The 15,146-nt window shown below is 57.4% G+C and carries 12 protein-coding genes and 1 pseudogene; 6 read left to right on the top strand and 7 right to left on the bottom strand.

Annotated features, from left to right (window positions below):
- Window positions 1–106: 106 nt before the first annotated feature.
- Window positions 107–313: pseudogene (locus FHC52_RS02960) on the bottom strand (aquaporin); the annotation flags it as partial.
- Window positions 314–603: 290 nt separating this feature from the next.
- On the opposite strand from FHC52_RS02960, the gene FHC52_RS02965 reads away from it, so the two are divergent.
- On the top strand, window positions 604–2,262 hold the full coding sequence (locus tag FHC52_RS02965) for an ATP-dependent endonuclease (protein WP_008499997.1): 1,659 nt from the start codon (window positions 604–606) through the stop codon (window positions 2,260–2,262).
- On the opposite strand, the gene FHC52_RS02970 is transcribed toward FHC52_RS02965, so the two are convergent.
- Window positions 2,259–3,215, bottom strand: coding sequence for a VirK/YbjX family protein (locus FHC52_RS02970; RefSeq protein WP_047748723.1), 957 nt, complete (start codon window positions 3,213–3,215; stop codon window positions 2,259–2,261). The two genes, FHC52_RS02965 and FHC52_RS02970, sit on opposite strands and share 4 nt — an antisense overlap.
- Before the next feature lie 159 nt (window positions 3,216–3,374).
- Here FHC52_RS02970 and macA point away from each other — a divergent pair, with 159 nt between their 5' ends.
- Both macA and macB read left to right on the top strand, forming a co-directional pair.
- A complete protein-coding gene (gene macA, locus FHC52_RS02975) occupies window positions 3,375–4,490 on the top strand; it encodes a macrolide transporter subunit MacA (RefSeq protein ID WP_023327007.1) in 1,116 nt (371 codons plus the stop codon).
- Complete coding sequence (gene macB, locus FHC52_RS02980) at window positions 4,487–6,427, top strand: macrolide ABC transporter ATP-binding protein/permease MacB (RefSeq protein ID WP_045908399.1); 1,941 nt, start codon at window positions 4,487–4,489, stop codon at window positions 6,425–6,427. Before macA ends, macB begins: the two co-directional genes overlap by 4 nt.
- Window positions 6,428–6,497: 70 nt before the next feature.
- On the opposite strand, the gene cspD is transcribed toward macB, so the two are convergent.
- Window positions 6,498–6,719: a cold shock-like protein CspD gene (cspD, locus tag FHC52_RS02985; protein WP_008499993.1), complete on the bottom strand. Its 222-nt coding sequence runs from the start codon at window positions 6,717–6,719 to the stop codon at window positions 6,498–6,500.
- 267 nt (window positions 6,720–6,986) lie between these two features.
- Here cspD and clpS point away from each other — a divergent pair, with 267 nt between their 5' ends.
- From clpS to FHC52_RS03000, 3 genes are all read left to right on the top strand, one after another.
- Window positions 6,987–7,307 carry an ATP-dependent Clp protease adapter ClpS gene (clpS, locus tag FHC52_RS02990; protein WP_006174393.1) on the top strand — a complete coding sequence of 107 codons (321 nt, stop codon included), beginning with the start codon at window positions 6,987–6,989 and terminating at the stop codon, window positions 7,305–7,307.
- A 27-nt stretch (window positions 7,308–7,334) separates the two neighbouring features.
- The gene (clpA, locus tag FHC52_RS02995; RefSeq protein WP_014831269.1) at window positions 7,335–9,614 is read left to right on the top strand and encodes an ATP-dependent Clp protease ATP-binding subunit ClpA; all 2,280 of its coding nucleotides are present in this window, start codon (window positions 7,335–7,337) and stop codon (window positions 9,612–9,614) included.
- Window positions 9,615–9,870: 256 nt separating this feature from the next.
- Window positions 9,871–10,320 (top strand): hypothetical protein, encoded by a 450-nt coding sequence (locus tag FHC52_RS03000; RefSeq protein ID WP_220419903.1) that lies wholly within the window; start codon window positions 9,871–9,873, stop codon window positions 10,318–10,320.
- A 71-nt stretch (window positions 10,321–10,391) separates the two neighbouring features.
- On the opposite strand, the gene infA is transcribed toward FHC52_RS03000, so the two are convergent.
- The 4 genes from infA to FHC52_RS03020 form a co-directional block, all read right to left on the bottom strand.
- Window positions 10,392–10,610 carry a translation initiation factor IF-1 gene (gene infA / locus FHC52_RS03005; RefSeq protein WP_002211347.1) on the bottom strand — a complete coding sequence of 73 codons (219 nt, stop codon included), beginning with the start codon at window positions 10,608–10,610 and terminating at the stop codon, window positions 10,392–10,394.
- Between the two features lie 284 nt (window positions 10,611–10,894).
- A complete protein-coding gene (gene aat / locus FHC52_RS03010) occupies window positions 10,895–11,599 on the bottom strand; it encodes a leucyl/phenylalanyl-tRNA--protein transferase (RefSeq protein WP_008499991.1) in 705 nt (234 codons plus the stop codon).
- 45 nt (window positions 11,600–11,644) lie between these two features.
- Complete coding sequence (locus tag FHC52_RS03015; protein ID WP_220419904.1) at window positions 11,645–13,366, bottom strand: heme ABC transporter ATP-binding protein/permease CydC; 1,722 nt, start codon at window positions 13,364–13,366, stop codon at window positions 11,645–11,647.
- Entirely contained in the window at window positions 13,366–15,132 is a 1,767-nt protein-coding gene (locus FHC52_RS03020) for a heme ABC transporter permease/ATP-binding protein CydD (protein WP_220419905.1), read from the bottom strand. Before FHC52_RS03020 ends, FHC52_RS03015 begins: the two co-directional genes overlap by 1 nt.
- Between the last annotated feature and the right edge of the window lie 14 nt (window positions 15,133–15,146).

The raw sequence follows: 15,146 nt of genomic DNA on the forward strand, positions 1-15,146 counted from the left end.
TGCTGAATTCACTATCGGCGAAGGTGAGTTGATGGCTCATGATGTCCCTCTGGGATGCGCTCCGGATGAATATGATGATCTCATATCAGGAACTTGTTCGCACCTTCCCTAATGTCACTGCCGGGTTAAAATGACCGCCGGAAATATGCCCCACGGCAAAGGCCATGGTTAATACGGTTAAACCAAATGCCAGCGCGACGCCGACAAAACCGATACCTAATTCCGGGAATGCTGCTGCCAGGACGGCGCTACCGCAGCCACCAAATACCAGCCAGAATGTACCAAAGCATTCTGCTGCCAATTTTCTAAACATAACCACCTCAAATAATTTTCCGCACGCTTTCCCGCGCGCGGGATATATCGCCATAAAGGGATGACGACTCAAAGAGTCCGTATTTTAGAAACCAATAACACCCCTTCGCCACTTAAATAAATTCGATTAATTTGATTTAAGGCAATGTGATGTCAATCCTTGTTCAAATCAGCGGTAAATAGAGCATAGACCAATTCTCGTCAGGGTGAATGTTGTGCTGTCGTGACAGGGCGCCTCCCGCTATACTGCTGATAACTTAAAGGAAAAAGTGAACATTGCGCGGGGGATTTATGCTTCTCGAACGTGTGGAAATTGTCGGGTTTCGCGGTATTAACCGCCTGTCGCTGCAGCTGGAACAGAACAATGTCCTGATCGGCGAGAACGCCTGGGGTAAGTCCAGCCTGCTGGATGCGCTGACGTTACTGCTTTCGCCCGAAGACGATCTGTATCACTTCGTTCGCGACGATTTCTGGTTCCCGCCCGGCGACGTGACGGGGCGCGAGAAGCACCTGCATATCATCCTGACGTTCCGCGAGTCCGAGCCCGGACGTCATCGCGTGCGTCGCTTCCGCCCGCTGTCACCCTGCTGGGTGCCCTGCGATGACGGTTTCCACCGGATATTCTACCGGCTGGAAGGGGAGATGGCGGAAAACGAGGGCGTGTTGACCCTGCGTGATTTTCTTGATGAGAAGGCCAGCCCGATCCCGCTGGACAATATCGACGATCTTGCCCGCCACCTGATCCGCCTGACGCCGGTGTTACGCTTGCGCGACGCGCGTTTTATGCGGCGCATCCGTAACGGTACCGTACCGAATATGCCGGAAGTGGAAGTCACCGCCCGCGAGCTGGATTTTCTGGCGAGAGAGCTGGTGTCGCGTCCGCAGAATCTGACCGACGGTCAAATTCGTCAGGGGTTGTCCGCAATGGTACAGCTGCTGGAGCACTATTTTTCCGAGCAGGGAACGTCGGAGTCGCGCCATCGCCTGATGCGCCGCCGCTCTCATGACGAACAGCGCAGCTGGCGCTACCTCGATATCATTAACCGGATGATCGACCGGCCCGGCGGTCGTACCCATCGGGTGATTTTGCTGGGTCTGTTTTCAACGCTTCTGCAGGCCAAAGGCACCGTTCGTCTTGACCGGGACGCCAGGCCGCTGCTGCTGGTGGAAGACCCGGAAACGCGCCTTCATCCCATCATGCTCTCCGTGGCATGGCATCTGCTGAATCTGCTGCCGCTCCAGCGCGTTACGACCACCAATTCCGGTGAATTATTATCGCTGACGCCGGTCGAGCACGTCTGTCGTCTGGTGCGTGAATCTTCCCGCGTCTCCGCCTACCGGTTAGGTCCGGGTGGATTGAACGCGGAAGACGGGCGGCGCATCGCGTTTCATATTCGCTTTAACCGCGCGTCGTCGCTCTTTGCCCGCTGCTGGCTGCTGGTGGAAGGAGAGACGGAAACCTGGGTCATCAACGAACTGGCGCGCCAGTGCGGCCACCATTTTGATGCGGAAGGCATCAAGGTGATTGAATTTGCCCAGTCGGGACTCAAGCCGCTGATAAAATTTGCCCGCCGGATGGGGATCGAGTGGCACGTTCTGGTCGACGGTGATGAGGCGGGCAAAAAATATGCCTCGACCGTACGCAGCCTGCTGAATAACGAGCGCGAGGAAGAGCGCGACCATTTAACCATGCTGCCCGCGATGGACATGGAACACTTTATGTATCGTCAGGGGTTCGACGACGTATTCCACCGAATTGCCATGGTGCCGGTCGATGTCCCGATGAACATGCGGCGCGTGATCGCCAAAGCTATTCATCGTTCTTCGAAACCGGATTTAGCCATTGAAGTGGCGACGGAAGCGGGGAGGCGGGGCGTGGAGGCGGTGCCGACCCTGCTGCGGAAGATGTTCTCCCGCGTGCTGTGGCTGGCACGCGGGAGAGCGGATTAACGTTGAGTCGCCTGGTTCACCTGCTGAATCAGGCTGTCCAGCAGCGCGTAGCGGCGGCGATATTCGGAGCGTTTTTTGCTCGCGATCTCTTCCATCGGTTTACGCGGCATGACGAGTGGCAGCATGAAGTTGCCGCTATCCTGCTTTTCGCCGCCGATGGAGATCCAGAAACTGTCGTAATCGGCCAACAGTTTCCCCTCTTTTTTCTTGCGGTAGCGCCAGCTGCGATAAATATGGGTATCGTTACTGACGGCGACAATCTGTTCTACCGGGAAGGCGGTGCCGAGAGTCATGGCGGCTTCGACCAGCAGACGTTTCGGGAACAGACCATGGCAGGCCTTCGTCGCACCCTGGATCAGCTCATGGGGAACGTGGGCTTTTGCGCCCTGCAGGCCGCCGATAAACAGCGTCGATTTTCCCTCAAACTGGCACAGGGTGAAGGTCATCTCGGCCAGCACCGTATTCTGATGGTCGCAGAAGGCGAGGGTGGCTTCCCCTTCTTTATCCAGAAACGCATCGGCGCACAGGCGGACGGTAAATTGCTCTTCATCTTTACCGGTTAAGGTGAGCAGCGTGAAGCCCTTTTTCGACAGATAGCCCGAGAGCAGCGATGCCGGCATATGGCGGCTCATCGTTTGATAGTGCCAGGTAAGGGACTCAAGGGCCTGCTGGCGATCCATATTCACCGTCAGCCAGGGGCGATGCAGACGGCACGGCAGTCCTGGCTGCACCTGCAGCATTTGCATCAGGCTCGGCTGTTTTGCAAGGCTCGTCAACAGGCGAGCGGTACTTACAGGCGTCGCCAGCGAACGTAGCATGAATTTACGTCGATAGGCGGGGTTTTGCCACGCCAGCCCTGGCGTGAGCTTACCGGAAGCCAGATGACTGAAGAGCTGCCAACCCGATGCAGGCTGTGGCAGGTTTGAAAAAGGTGTATCGACGATGGAAGACATGTTAGATCCTGCTTCTTGATGAAGATCTCCATTTCAGCAGGCGAACGTTCAACGTCTCGTAAACAAATTGTGACGATTTCGGAGAACAGGGGTTTCGTTGAGGAGTCGTTTAGATAGAATCAGCATTTATCATTGCCAGAACATTTATTTGGAATATTTATGAACCTCAAGGGAAAACGCAGAACGCTGTTTCTGCTGCTGGCGGTCGTGGTGTTAGCCGGTGGGTACTGGCTATGGCAGGTGCTGAATGCGCCGGTGCCGCAGTATCAGACGCTGATTGTTCGTCCGGGCGAACTGCAACAAAACGTCCTCGCGACGGGCAAGCTTGATGCCCTGCGCAAGGTTGACGTCGGCGCGCAGGTCAGCGGTCAGCTGAAAACGCTGTCGGTTGAGATTGGCGATAAGGTAAAAAAAGGCCAGCTGCTCGGCGTGATCGATCCTGAACAGGCCGAGAACCAGATCCGCGAGGTGGAAGCCACGCTGATGGAGCTGCGCGCGCAGCGTGCGCAGGCGCAGGCAGAGCGTAACCTGGCCCAGGTGACGCTGACCCGTCAGCAGGCGCTGGCCAAAACCCAGGCGATCTCGAAGCAGGATTTAGATACGGCCACCACGGAACTGGCGGTGAAGCAGGCGCAGATTGGCACGATTGACGCGCAAATCAAACGCAACCAGGCCTCGCTGGATACGGCGAAAACCAACCTCGACTACACCAAAATCGTTGCGCCGATGGCCGGGGAAGTGACGCAAATTACCACGCTGCAGGGGCAGACGGTGATTGCCGCGCAGCAGGCGCCCAACATTCTGACGCTGGCGGACATGAGCACCATGCTGGTCAAAGCCCAGGTCTCGGAGGCGGACGTTATCCATCTCAGACCGGGGCAGAATGCCTGGTTTACGGTGCTGGGCGATCCGCAGACGCGCTACGAAGGCGTGCTGAAAGACATTCTCCCGACGCCGGAAAAGGTTAACGACGCCATCTTCTACTATGCCCGTTTTGAAGTGCCGAACCCGCAGGGCGTGCTGCGTCTCGACATGACCGCGCAGGTGCATATCCAGCTGACCGGCGTGAAGAACGTGCTGACCATTCCCCTCTCCGCGCTGGGTGAGTCCGCCGGTGATAGCCGCTATAAAGTGAAAGTGCTGCGCAACGGCGAAACGCGCGAGCGCGAAGTGGTGATTGGCGCGCGCAACGACACCGACGTGGTGGTGGTGAAAGGGCTGGAAGAGGGTGAGGAGGTTGTCATCAGCGAAAGCCTGCCCGGAGCCGCGAAATGACGGCATTGCTTGAGCTGAAAGACATTCGCCGCAGCTATCCGTCGGGTGATGGCCCGGTGGAGGTGCTAAAAGGCATCTCCCTGCGCGTGGAGGCGGGCGAGATGGTGGCGATTGTCGGGGCATCGGGCTCCGGTAAATCGACGCTGATGAACATTCTCGGCTGCCTGGATAAGCCGACCAGCGGGACCTATCGCGTGGCCGGAACGGATATCTCCACGCTGGATGGCGACGCGCTGGCGAAGCTGCGCCGGGAGCACTTCGGCTTTATCTTCCAGCGTTACCATCTGCTTTCTCACCTCAATGCCGCGCAGAACGTGGAAGTTCCGGCGGTCTATGCGGGCGTCGAGCGGAAAAAACGGCTCGAACGCGCGCAGATGCTGCTGACGCGTCTGGGGCTGGCGGAGCGGGTGGAGTACCAGCCTTCACAGCTGTCCGGCGGCCAGCAGCAGCGCGTGAGTATTGCCCGCGCCCTGATGAACGGCGGGCAGGTGATCCTCGCGGATGAACCAACCGGGGCCCTCGACAGCCATTCCGGCGAAGAGGTGATGGCGATCCTGCACCAGCTACGCGATCAGGGGCACACCGTCATCATCGTGACCCACGATCCGCAGGTGGCGGCGCAGGCGGAACGGATCATTGAGATCCACGACGGCGAGCTGGTCAGCAACCCGCCGCCGCGTGAGTCCAGAGCTGCGGCGCCGAAAGAAGTGCTTCCGGCATCAACCGGCTGGGGACAATTTTCCAGCGGCTTTCGTGAGGCACTGACCATGGCCTGGCTGGCAATGGCGGCCAATAAAATGCGTACCCTGCTGACCATGCTCGGCATCATCATCGGTATTGCCTCGGTGGTGTCGATTGTGGTGGTGGGCGACGCGGCCAAGCAGCTGGTGCTGGCCGATATCCGCGCTATTGGCACCAATACCATTGACGTCTATCCCGGCAAAGACTTTGGTGACGACGAGCCTCAGTATCAGCAGGCGCTGAAATACGACGATCTGGCGGCCATTCAGAAGCAGCCGTGGGTCAACTCCGCCACGCCTGCGGTGTCGCAAAACCTGCGCCTGCGCGTGGGCAATGTTGACGTGGCGGCCAGCGCGAACGGCGTCAGCGGGGATTATTTCAACGTCTACGGTATGACCTTCAGCGAAGGGGCCACCTTTAACGCCGAACAGCTGGCGGGCAGGGCGCAGGTGGTGGTGCTGGACGCGAACTCGCGCAGACAGCTCTTCCCCAATAAAGCCAACGTGGTGGGCGAAGTGATCCTGGTCGGCAACATGCCTGCCACGGTCATCGGCGTGGCGGAAGAGAAGCAGTCGATGTTTGGCAGCAGCAAGATCCTGCGCGTCTGGCTGCCGTATACCACCATCTCCGGGCGGATTATGGGGCAGTCCTGGCTCAACTCCATCACCGTGCGCGTGAAGGAGGGCTACGACAGCGCGCTGGCCGAGCAGCAGCTTGAGCGGCTGCTCACCCTGCGCCACGGGAAGAAGGATTTCTTCACTTGGAATATGGACGGCCTCTTGAAAACGGCGGAAAAGACCACACGTACTCTTCAGCTGTTCCTCACGCTGGTGGCGGTGATTTCGCTGGTCGTCGGCGGTATCGGGGTGATGAACATCATGCTGGTGTCGGTAACCGAGCGAACCCGGGAGATTGGCATCCGCATGGCGGTCGGGGCCAGAGCCAGCGACGTGCTGCAGCAGTTTTTGATTGAAGCCGTGCTGGTGTGTCTGGTCGGCGGTGCGATGGGGATTGCGCTCTCGATGATGATCGCCTTCGCGCTCCAGCTCTTTTTACCCGGCTGGGAGATTGGCTTCTCGCCGGTGGCCATTATTACCGCATTCTTGTGTTCAACCTTTACCGGCATTTTGTTTGGCTGGTTGCCCGCCCGCAACGCGGCGCGGCTGGATCCGGTGGATGCGCTGGCTCGGGAATAACCCGAAAATAAAAATGCCAGCCGATCGGGCTGGCATTTTGACTGCGGGATGTACACAATAAAACAGAGAGCTATGCAACCGTCTCTGCTTCAATGGGGACGATAAGGCTTGCATGATTGCCTTTTGGTCCCTGGTGGACATCGAACCGGACGGACTGCCCGGCTTTGAGCGTTCTGTAACCATCCATCTGAATGGTGGAATAGTGAGCGAAGATATCCTCGCCGCCGCCTTCGGGGCAGATGAAGCCAAACCCTTTGGCGTTGTTGAACCACTTAACAGTACCCATTTCCATGCTTCGACATCCTTCGTAAATCTTATAAGTTAAGATGGAATGAACCGGTGGTGGAGTGGGGGCTGTTCAAAACCTCGCCATCTCACGCTTGTACAATTTAGAGAAACGAAAGACGTCGTCAAGCGTTTGGCGCTGGAGATGGGACAATAATCAACCAAAGTTTGAAGCAGTTAACGCTATTGCAACAGTTTGTGACAGACATCGCGGATGACAGTAATAGATGATTGTTATCTAACATCTGAGGTAGATTCAAAGTGGTTATGCAAAATGGGTAAGACCAACGACTGGCTGGATTTTGACCAGCTGGCGGAAGACAAAGTGCGTGACGCGCTAAAACCGCCATCTATGTATAAAGTTATGTTAATGAACGATGATTACACGCCGATGGAATTTGTTATTGACGTGCTACAAAAGTTCTTTTCTTATGATGTAGAACGTGCAACGCAACTGATGCTTACCGTTCATTATCGTGGCAAAGCTATCTGCGGCATCTTCACTGCCGAAGTGGCGGAAACCAAAGTGGCGATGGTGAACGACTATGCGAGGGAGAACGAGCATCCGTTGCTGTGTACGCTGGAAAAGGCCTGATAAGGCATAAAATTGGGGGAGGTGCCTATGCTCAATCAAGAACTGGAACTCAGTTTAAACATGGCTTTCGCCAGAGCGCGTGAGCACCGACATGAGTTTATGACCGTCGAGCATTTACTGCTCGCACTGCTTAGCAACCCATCTGCCCGCGAAGCGCTGGAAGCCTGCTCCGTGGATCTGGTGGCGCTACGTCAGGAACTCGAAGCCTTCATCGAACAAACCACACCGGTGCTGCCAGCCAGTGAAGAGGAGCGCGACACGCAGCCGACGCTCAGCTTCCAGCGCGTGCTGCAGCGCGCGGTATTCCACGTCCAGTCTTCCGGACGTAGCGAAGTGACTGGCGCAAACGTCTTAGTCGCCATCTTCAGCGAGCAGGAGTCACAGGCTGCCTATCTGCTGCGCAAACACGAAGTCAGCCGCCTCGATGTGGTTAACTTTATCTCTCACGGAACGCGCAAAGACGAGCCTAACCAGGCATCGGATTCCAGCAATCAGGTCAATAACAATGAAGAGCAAGCAGGCGGGGAGGATCGTATGGAAAACTTCACCACCAACCTTAATCAGCTTGCTCGCGTTGGCGGTATCGACCCGCTGATTGGTCGCGATAAAGAGCTGGAGCGCGCGATCCAGGTGCTGTGCCGTCGCCGCAAGAACAACCCGCTGCTGGTGGGGGAATCTGGCGTGGGTAAAACCGCGATTGCCGAAGGGCTTGCCTGGCGCATTGTGCAGGGCGACGTGCCGGAAGTGATTGCCGACTGCACCATCTACTCGCTGGATATCGGCTCGCTGCTGGCGGGCACGAAATACCGCGGTGATTTTGAAAAACGCTTCAAGGCACTGTTAAAACAGCTGGAGCAGGACACCAACAGCATCCTGTTTATCGATGAGATCCACACCATCATCGGCGCGGGTGCGGCCTCCGGCGGCCAGGTGGATGCGGCTAACCTGATCAAACCGCTGCTCTCCAGCGGCAAGATCCGCGTGATTGGCTCCACCACCTACCAGGAGTTCAGCAACATCTTTGAGAAAGACCGTGCGCTGGCGCGCCGCTTCCAGAAAATCGACGTGACCGAACCGTCCGTCGAGGAAACGGTACAGATCATCAACGGCCTGAAACCGAAGTACGAAGCGCACCACGACGTGCGTTACACCGCGAAAGCGGTGCGTGCGGCGGTGGAGCTGGCGGTGAAATACATCAACGATCGTCATCTGCCGGATAAGGCGATTGACGTGATTGATGAGGCAGGGGCGCGTGCGCGCCTGATGCCAGCCAGCAAGCGTAAGAAAACCGTTAACGTGGCGGATATTGAGTCCGTGGTGGCCCGCATCGCGCGTATCCCTGAGAAAAGCGTGTCTCAGAGCGACCGCGACACGCTGCGCACCCTCGGCAATCGCCTGAAAATGCTGGTCTTTGGTCAGGATAAAGCCATTGAGGCCTTAACCGAAGCGATCAAGATGGCCCGTGCCGGGCTGGGGCATGAGCACAAGCCTGTCGGTTCCTTCCTGTTCGCTGGCCCGACCGGCGTGGGGAAAACCGAGGTGACGGTTCAGCTCTCCAAAGCGCTGGGCATCGAGCTGCTGCGCTTTGATATGTCCGAGTATATGGAGCGTCACACCGTCAGCCGTTTGATCGGTGCGCCTCCGGGCTACGTGGGCTTTGACCAGGGCGGCCTGCTCACCGACGCGGTGATCAAGCATCCGCACGCGGTACTGCTGCTCGATGAAATCGAGAAAGCGCACCCGGACGTGTTCAACATCCTGCTTCAGGTGATGGACAACGGGACGCTGACCGACAACAACGGGCGCAAGGCGGACTTCCGCAACGTGGTGCTGGTAATGACCACCAACGCCGGGGTGCGTGAAACCGAGCGTAAATCTATCGGCCTGATCCACCAGGATAACAGCACCGATGCGATGGAGGAGATCAAGAAGATCTTCACGCCGGAGTTCCGTAACCGTCTGGACAACATCATCTGGTTCGATCACCTGTCTACCGAGGTGATCCATCAGGTCGTGGACAAGTTCATCGTCGAGCTGCAGGTTCAGCTGGATCAGAAAGGCGTGTCGCTGGAAGTGAGCCAGGAGGCCCGCAACTGGCTGGCCGAGAAAGGCTACGACCGTGCGATGGGGGCCCGTCCGATGGCGCGCGTGATTCAGGACAACCTGAAGAAACCGCTGGCGAACGAGCTGCTGTTTGGCTCGCTGGTGGACGGCGGCCAGGTGACCGTGGCGCTGGACCAGGCGAAGAACGAACTGACGTACGATTTCCAGAGTGCAGCGAAGCACAAGCCGGAAGCGGCTCATTGATATCTTACTTAGGTCTTAAAAACCGGGCAATAGCCCGGTTTTTTATGTCTGCTTTTCTCCCTCTCCCTGTGGGAGAGGGTTGGGGAGAGGGCAACAGACCGCAGAGGAATTTTGCGAGGCGCTTTCCAGTTTCTTTCGAAGTCAGTTGCTGGATAAATCCACAGTAATAAAATGGCGGCGCACCTGCAAAATCAGGTGCCGGGATTGGCGTCCTAAAAGTGTGCACAAACAATCTTACGTGCATAAAGGATCACATATGACTGATATTAATAATTTCGCCCAACTTTACAGCGAACTCTCCCTCAACCCCGATCTCCCCACCCTGGCCGAGCGCTGCAACCTGCTCACCGAAATCCTGCTGGATTGCAAATCACTCCCACAAACGCAGCCCATATGTCGTTGCCACGGGTCTTATCTGGAAGAGGTAAAATCCGGCCTCACAGAATCCATGCGTGATTTTCAGATAGTGGAATTTGAGGACGAATCGGAACCACCGCAACAAAAGGAATGGCTGCTGGAAGATACAGAAACAAAGTGTGACTACTGTCGGGCGTTAAACCACGTACTTCTGGTATCGCATTTTGACCGCGATATGTTGCCGCACCTGACGGGATTACTCCATGACATGGCTCATTCTATGGCGGGGGATTTAATCGCTCCTGTACAACCATGGATGACAATACTTCTTCCGACGCAGCAACTCTAACGCCACAAATAAAAAAGGCCGGGATTAACCCGACCTTTTAAATATTCATCTGCCATTACAGGCGAAAACAATTAGCGACTACGGAAGACAATGCGGCCTTTGCTCAGGTCGTACGGGGTCAGTTCAACAGTCACTTTGTCGCCCGTCAAAATGCGGATGTAGTTTTTGCGCATTTTACCGGAGATGTGCGCAGTTACCACGTGACCGTTTTCCAGCTCTACGCGAAACATGGTATTAGGCAACGTATCAAGTACGGTACCCTGCATTTCAATATTGTCTTCTTTGGCCATCTAATCCTCTGGGGTATCACTACCAAGTTTTGAACCGGCAAGATAATGCCGAAATTCATCAATTAAGTAAAGAATTGCGCGTTTGAAACGCAGCAAAACAGTTTCGGCGCATTGCCCAAGCGTCACGGTACAACCGAACGGAAAGCGCATTCGTAAAGGGGATACAACAGGATAAACGTCAGGACGTTATCTGAAGCGAAGGTCCCAAACGGCGGCGGGGCAACAGGCAGAAGCTACTCTGCGGCGTAATTATAACACCCTCACAAAAAATATGCGGAAAACATTTAGGCATTGGGCATAAAGAGCGTTCTCGGTATCCAGAAGTCGCGCGGGAGCTTTTCCTGACGGCTGGCATCCAGATGCTCGATGTACTGGCGTCGCGGTATCTCAACGGCGCCGAGGGAAGCCGTGTGCTCATTGAGCACCTGGCAATCGATCAGGCGTCCGCCGCGCTGGGCAAATGCCTGGCAGAAGACCAGCAGCGCTGTTTTCGAGGCGTTAACCGCGCGGGAGAACATCGACTCACCGCAAAACAGCGTCCCCTGCGCCACGCCATACATGCCGCCGACGAGTGCTCCGCCGTCCCACACCTCAATGGAGTGCGCGTAGCCAAGCTCGTGAAGCTGGTGGTAGGCGGTAATGATATCGCGGGTTATCCATGTTCCCTCAAACCGGTCTTCGGCACAGCCTTCAATGACCTGACCAAAGGCGTGGTTCAGGGTGACGCGGTACGGTGATTTTGCATGGAAACGCTTCATGCTGCGGCTCAGGTGAAACTGCTCTGGCCACAGCACGGCACGCGGATCGGGAGACCACCATAAAATCGGGTCGCCGGGAGAAAACCAGGGGAAGATGCCGCGCTGGTACGCCATCAACAGCCGCGCAGGGCTGAGGTCACCACCAAGGGCCAGCAGCCCATTGGGTTCACGCAGCGCCCCTTCTGGAGAAGGGAACGCGATGTTATGACGAGAAAGCTGGACCAGGCGCATGACAGCAAAACTCCAGTACGCGAGTGAGGACGCTACAAATATAGTCTACAGACGCTGTTTAAACTGGAAGTAGCGACCCTGTTTCGCCAACAGCTCTGCGTGACTACCTTGCTCAATAATGTGTCCGTTGTCCATCACAATTATCCGATCAAAACTCGCCAGTCCGCGCAGGCGGTGCGTGACCATCAGGACGGTTTTACCGGTCATGACATTGGCCAGCAAATCAAGGATTTGGCTCTCGGTCGTGGCATCCAGCCCTTCGGTGGGTTCGTCAAGCAGCATCAGCGGCGCATCGTGCAGCAGCGCGCGCGCAATCGCCAGACGGCGCAGCTCTCCGCCGGAAAGCTGACGACCGCCTTCACCGAGCCAGCTGTTCAGTCCATCGCCCTCAAGCACCTTATGCAGACCGACCTGTTCCAGCACGGCGCGAAGCGCATCATCAGAGGCCTCTGGCGCAGCCAGCAGCAGGTTATCGCGCAGGGTGGCGCTAAACAGATGCACCCGCTGCGGAACGACGCTGACGGTTTTGCGCAGGGCCTGCTCGCTGAAATCGGTCAGCAACGTATTATTAAAACGAATCTGACCGCGCTGCGGATCCCAGGCGCGGGTCAGCAGCTGCAGCAGCGTCGATTTACCGCAGCCGGTACGGCCGAGGATCGCAATCCGCTGGCCGGCATTCACAGAAAGGGTGATACCGTCCAGCGCGTTCTGCGCCTGTTTGTCATAGCTGAAGGTGACATCTTCAAGCGTCAGCGCAACCTGCTCAGGGACAGCGGTCTGCCCGGCACTGAACGTGACTTCAGGCTCCTGCTCGGCAATCTGGGTGATGCGCAGGGCAGAGGCGATGACCTGTCCCAGATGCTGGAAGGCGCCCGTCACCGGAGCCAGCGCTTCAAACGCGGCCAGCGCACAGAAAACGAAAAGGGCAATAAGCGGACCCGGCTGCGTGTTTCCCCCAATATCGCCGGAAGCCAGCCACAGCATGGCAATCACCGCCACGCCGCCGATCAGCATCATCAGCGCCTGAGAGAAGGCCGTCAGCTCCGACTGACGGCGCTGGGCCTCATGCCAGTTCAGCTCCGTACTTTCCATCCGCGCGCGGTAGCGCTTGCTGGCACCAAAAATGGTCAGCTCTGCCTGCCCCTGAAGCCAGGCGGTCAGCTGCTGGCGGTAGTCCCCGCGCAGGCGCGTCAGGTTTTCCCCGGTGGATTTCCCGGCGCGGTAAAACAGCGGCGGCAGAACGATAAGCGTCAGCAGCATGATCCCGCCCAGCGTCAGCGCAACGGGAACATCCAGAACAGACAGCCCCAGCGTGACCACCACAATCACCACAAACGCGCCCACGATAGGGGAAATCACCCGCAGGTAAAGGTGATCCAACGTGTCGACATCCGCAACAACACGGTTAAGTAATTCACCCTGACGAAAACGCGCTAGCCCGGCAGGGGAGAGGGGCAGCAGTTTGCTGAAGGTATAGATACGCAGGTGCTGCAGCACGCGGAAAGTGGCGTCGTGGCTGACCAGCCGTTCGAAATAGCGTCCGGCAGTACGGGTGATGGCGGTACCGCGAACCCCGGCAGCCGGAAGCATATAGTTGAAGCTGTATAATCCGGCGAACCCCGCGACGGCCGAGGCCGACAGGAACCAGCCGGAAAGCGTGAGCAGGCCGATGCTGGCGAGTAGCGTGACAATCGCCAGCACAATCCCCAGCGTCAGCATCCATTTGTGGCGTTTATAGAGCGCAAGATAAGGCAGCAGAGCGCGCATCAGATATCCTCCTGACGGTTCGCCAGCAGGGTCGCAAATGGCCCCTGGGCGGCAACGAGAGAGGCGTAGTCGCCTTGCTCAACAATACGGCCGTTTTCCATGACCCAGATCTGGTCCCAGTCGGCAATCCCTTCCAGCTGGTGGGTGACCATTAGGGTGGTTTGCTGCAGCGAGGCGGCGTTAAGCGCTTCCATTACGCGCTGCTCGCTGTGTGCGTCAAGGCTGGCTGCGGGCTCGTCCAGCAGCATGAGCTGGCATGGGTTGAGCAGCGCGCGGGCAACGGCCACACGCTGCGCCTGCCCGACAGACAGCCCGGCGGACTGGTCGCCGACTATGGTATCCACCCCTTGCGGCAGCAGCGGCAGAAATTCGCTGACCCAGGCGCGGTCGAGAACCGATTGCAGCTCATCTTCACGCGCGTCCGGGCGCGCCAGAAGCACGTTTTCGCGCAGCGTCGCGGCGGGAAGCTGCGGGTTTTGGCCTACCCAGCTGAGCTGTTTACGCCAGGCGTCAGGATCGAGGTTACGCAGTTCGGTTTTGTTGATCCGCAGTGAACCCGTGTAGGCCATAAAACCGGACAACGCGTTCAGCAGAGAACTTTTCCCGGAACCGCTGATGCCGACAAGCACCACGCGTTGTCCGGCAGGTAAGGTAAAGTTCAGCGGACCGGCGAGCACTTTGCCTTCGGGCGACAGAATGGAAAAGTCCTGCGCTTCAATGGTCACGGAGTCTTTAGCATTCAGCGTTACATCACCGCGCTCCGGGTGGGCCAGCGGCGTTTCCAGGAACGTTTTCAGGCTATCGGCGGCGCCAACCGCCTGGGCTTTGGCGTGATAGAAGGTCCCCAGATCGCGAAGCGGCTGGAAAAACTCCGGCGCCAGGATCAGCGCCAGGAACCCGGCGGAAAGGGTCACCGCCGTGCCGTAATGGCCGAAATCCAGCGCGCCGAGGTAGGAGAAGCCGAAGTAGACCGCCACGAGGGCAATCGACAGCGAGGTGAAGAATTCCAGTACGCCGGAGGACAGGAAGGCGAGGCGTAACACTTCCATGGTGCGCTGACGAAAGTCCTGCGACGCCAGGCGAATATTTTCGGTTTCCGCTTCACCGCGGCCAAAAATGCGCAACGTCTCCATGCCGCGAAGGCGATCGAGGAAATGACCGCTCAGTCGACCCAGAGCCAGGAAGTTTCTGCGGTTGGCATCCGCTGCCCCCATCCCGACCAGCGCCATAAAAAGCGGGATCAGCGGGGCGGTGCCCATCAGAATCAGCGCTGCCATCCAGTTCACCGGGAAAATGGCGATCACGATCAGCAGCGGAACGAAGACGGCAAGGGCCATCTGCGGCAGATAGCGCGCGTAGTAGTCATGCATATCGTCAATCTGCTCAAGGATCAGCGTCGCCCAGCTACCGGCCGGTTTACCCTGGATCCACGCGGGCCCGGCTTCCTGAAGCCTGTCGAGCACCTGACGGCGGATCTCGTAGCGGATGTGCTGTCCGGCGTGAAAACCGACGCGCTCACGCAGCCACACCACCCAGGCGCGCAGGATAAAAATCAGGATCAGGACAATAAAGGGCAGCAGGAGCGCTTCGCGGGGAATGTTCTCCATGATCATGTGATTAAGAATGCGGGCCAGCAGCCATGCCTGGGCAACAATCAACAGACCGCTGATGAAACCCAAAATACGGGAAATCGTAAGCCAGCGGCGGGAAAGAACGCTTTGCTGTTTCAGCCAGCGTGTTAACTCTTGTTGACGGGTTTTTTCCATTGCGTACTTTGCAG

This window comes from Enterobacter sp. EC_64 (assembly GCF_019584165.1).
Classification (GTDB): Bacteria; Pseudomonadota; Gammaproteobacteria; order Enterobacterales; family Enterobacteriaceae; genus Enterobacter; species Enterobacter roggenkampii.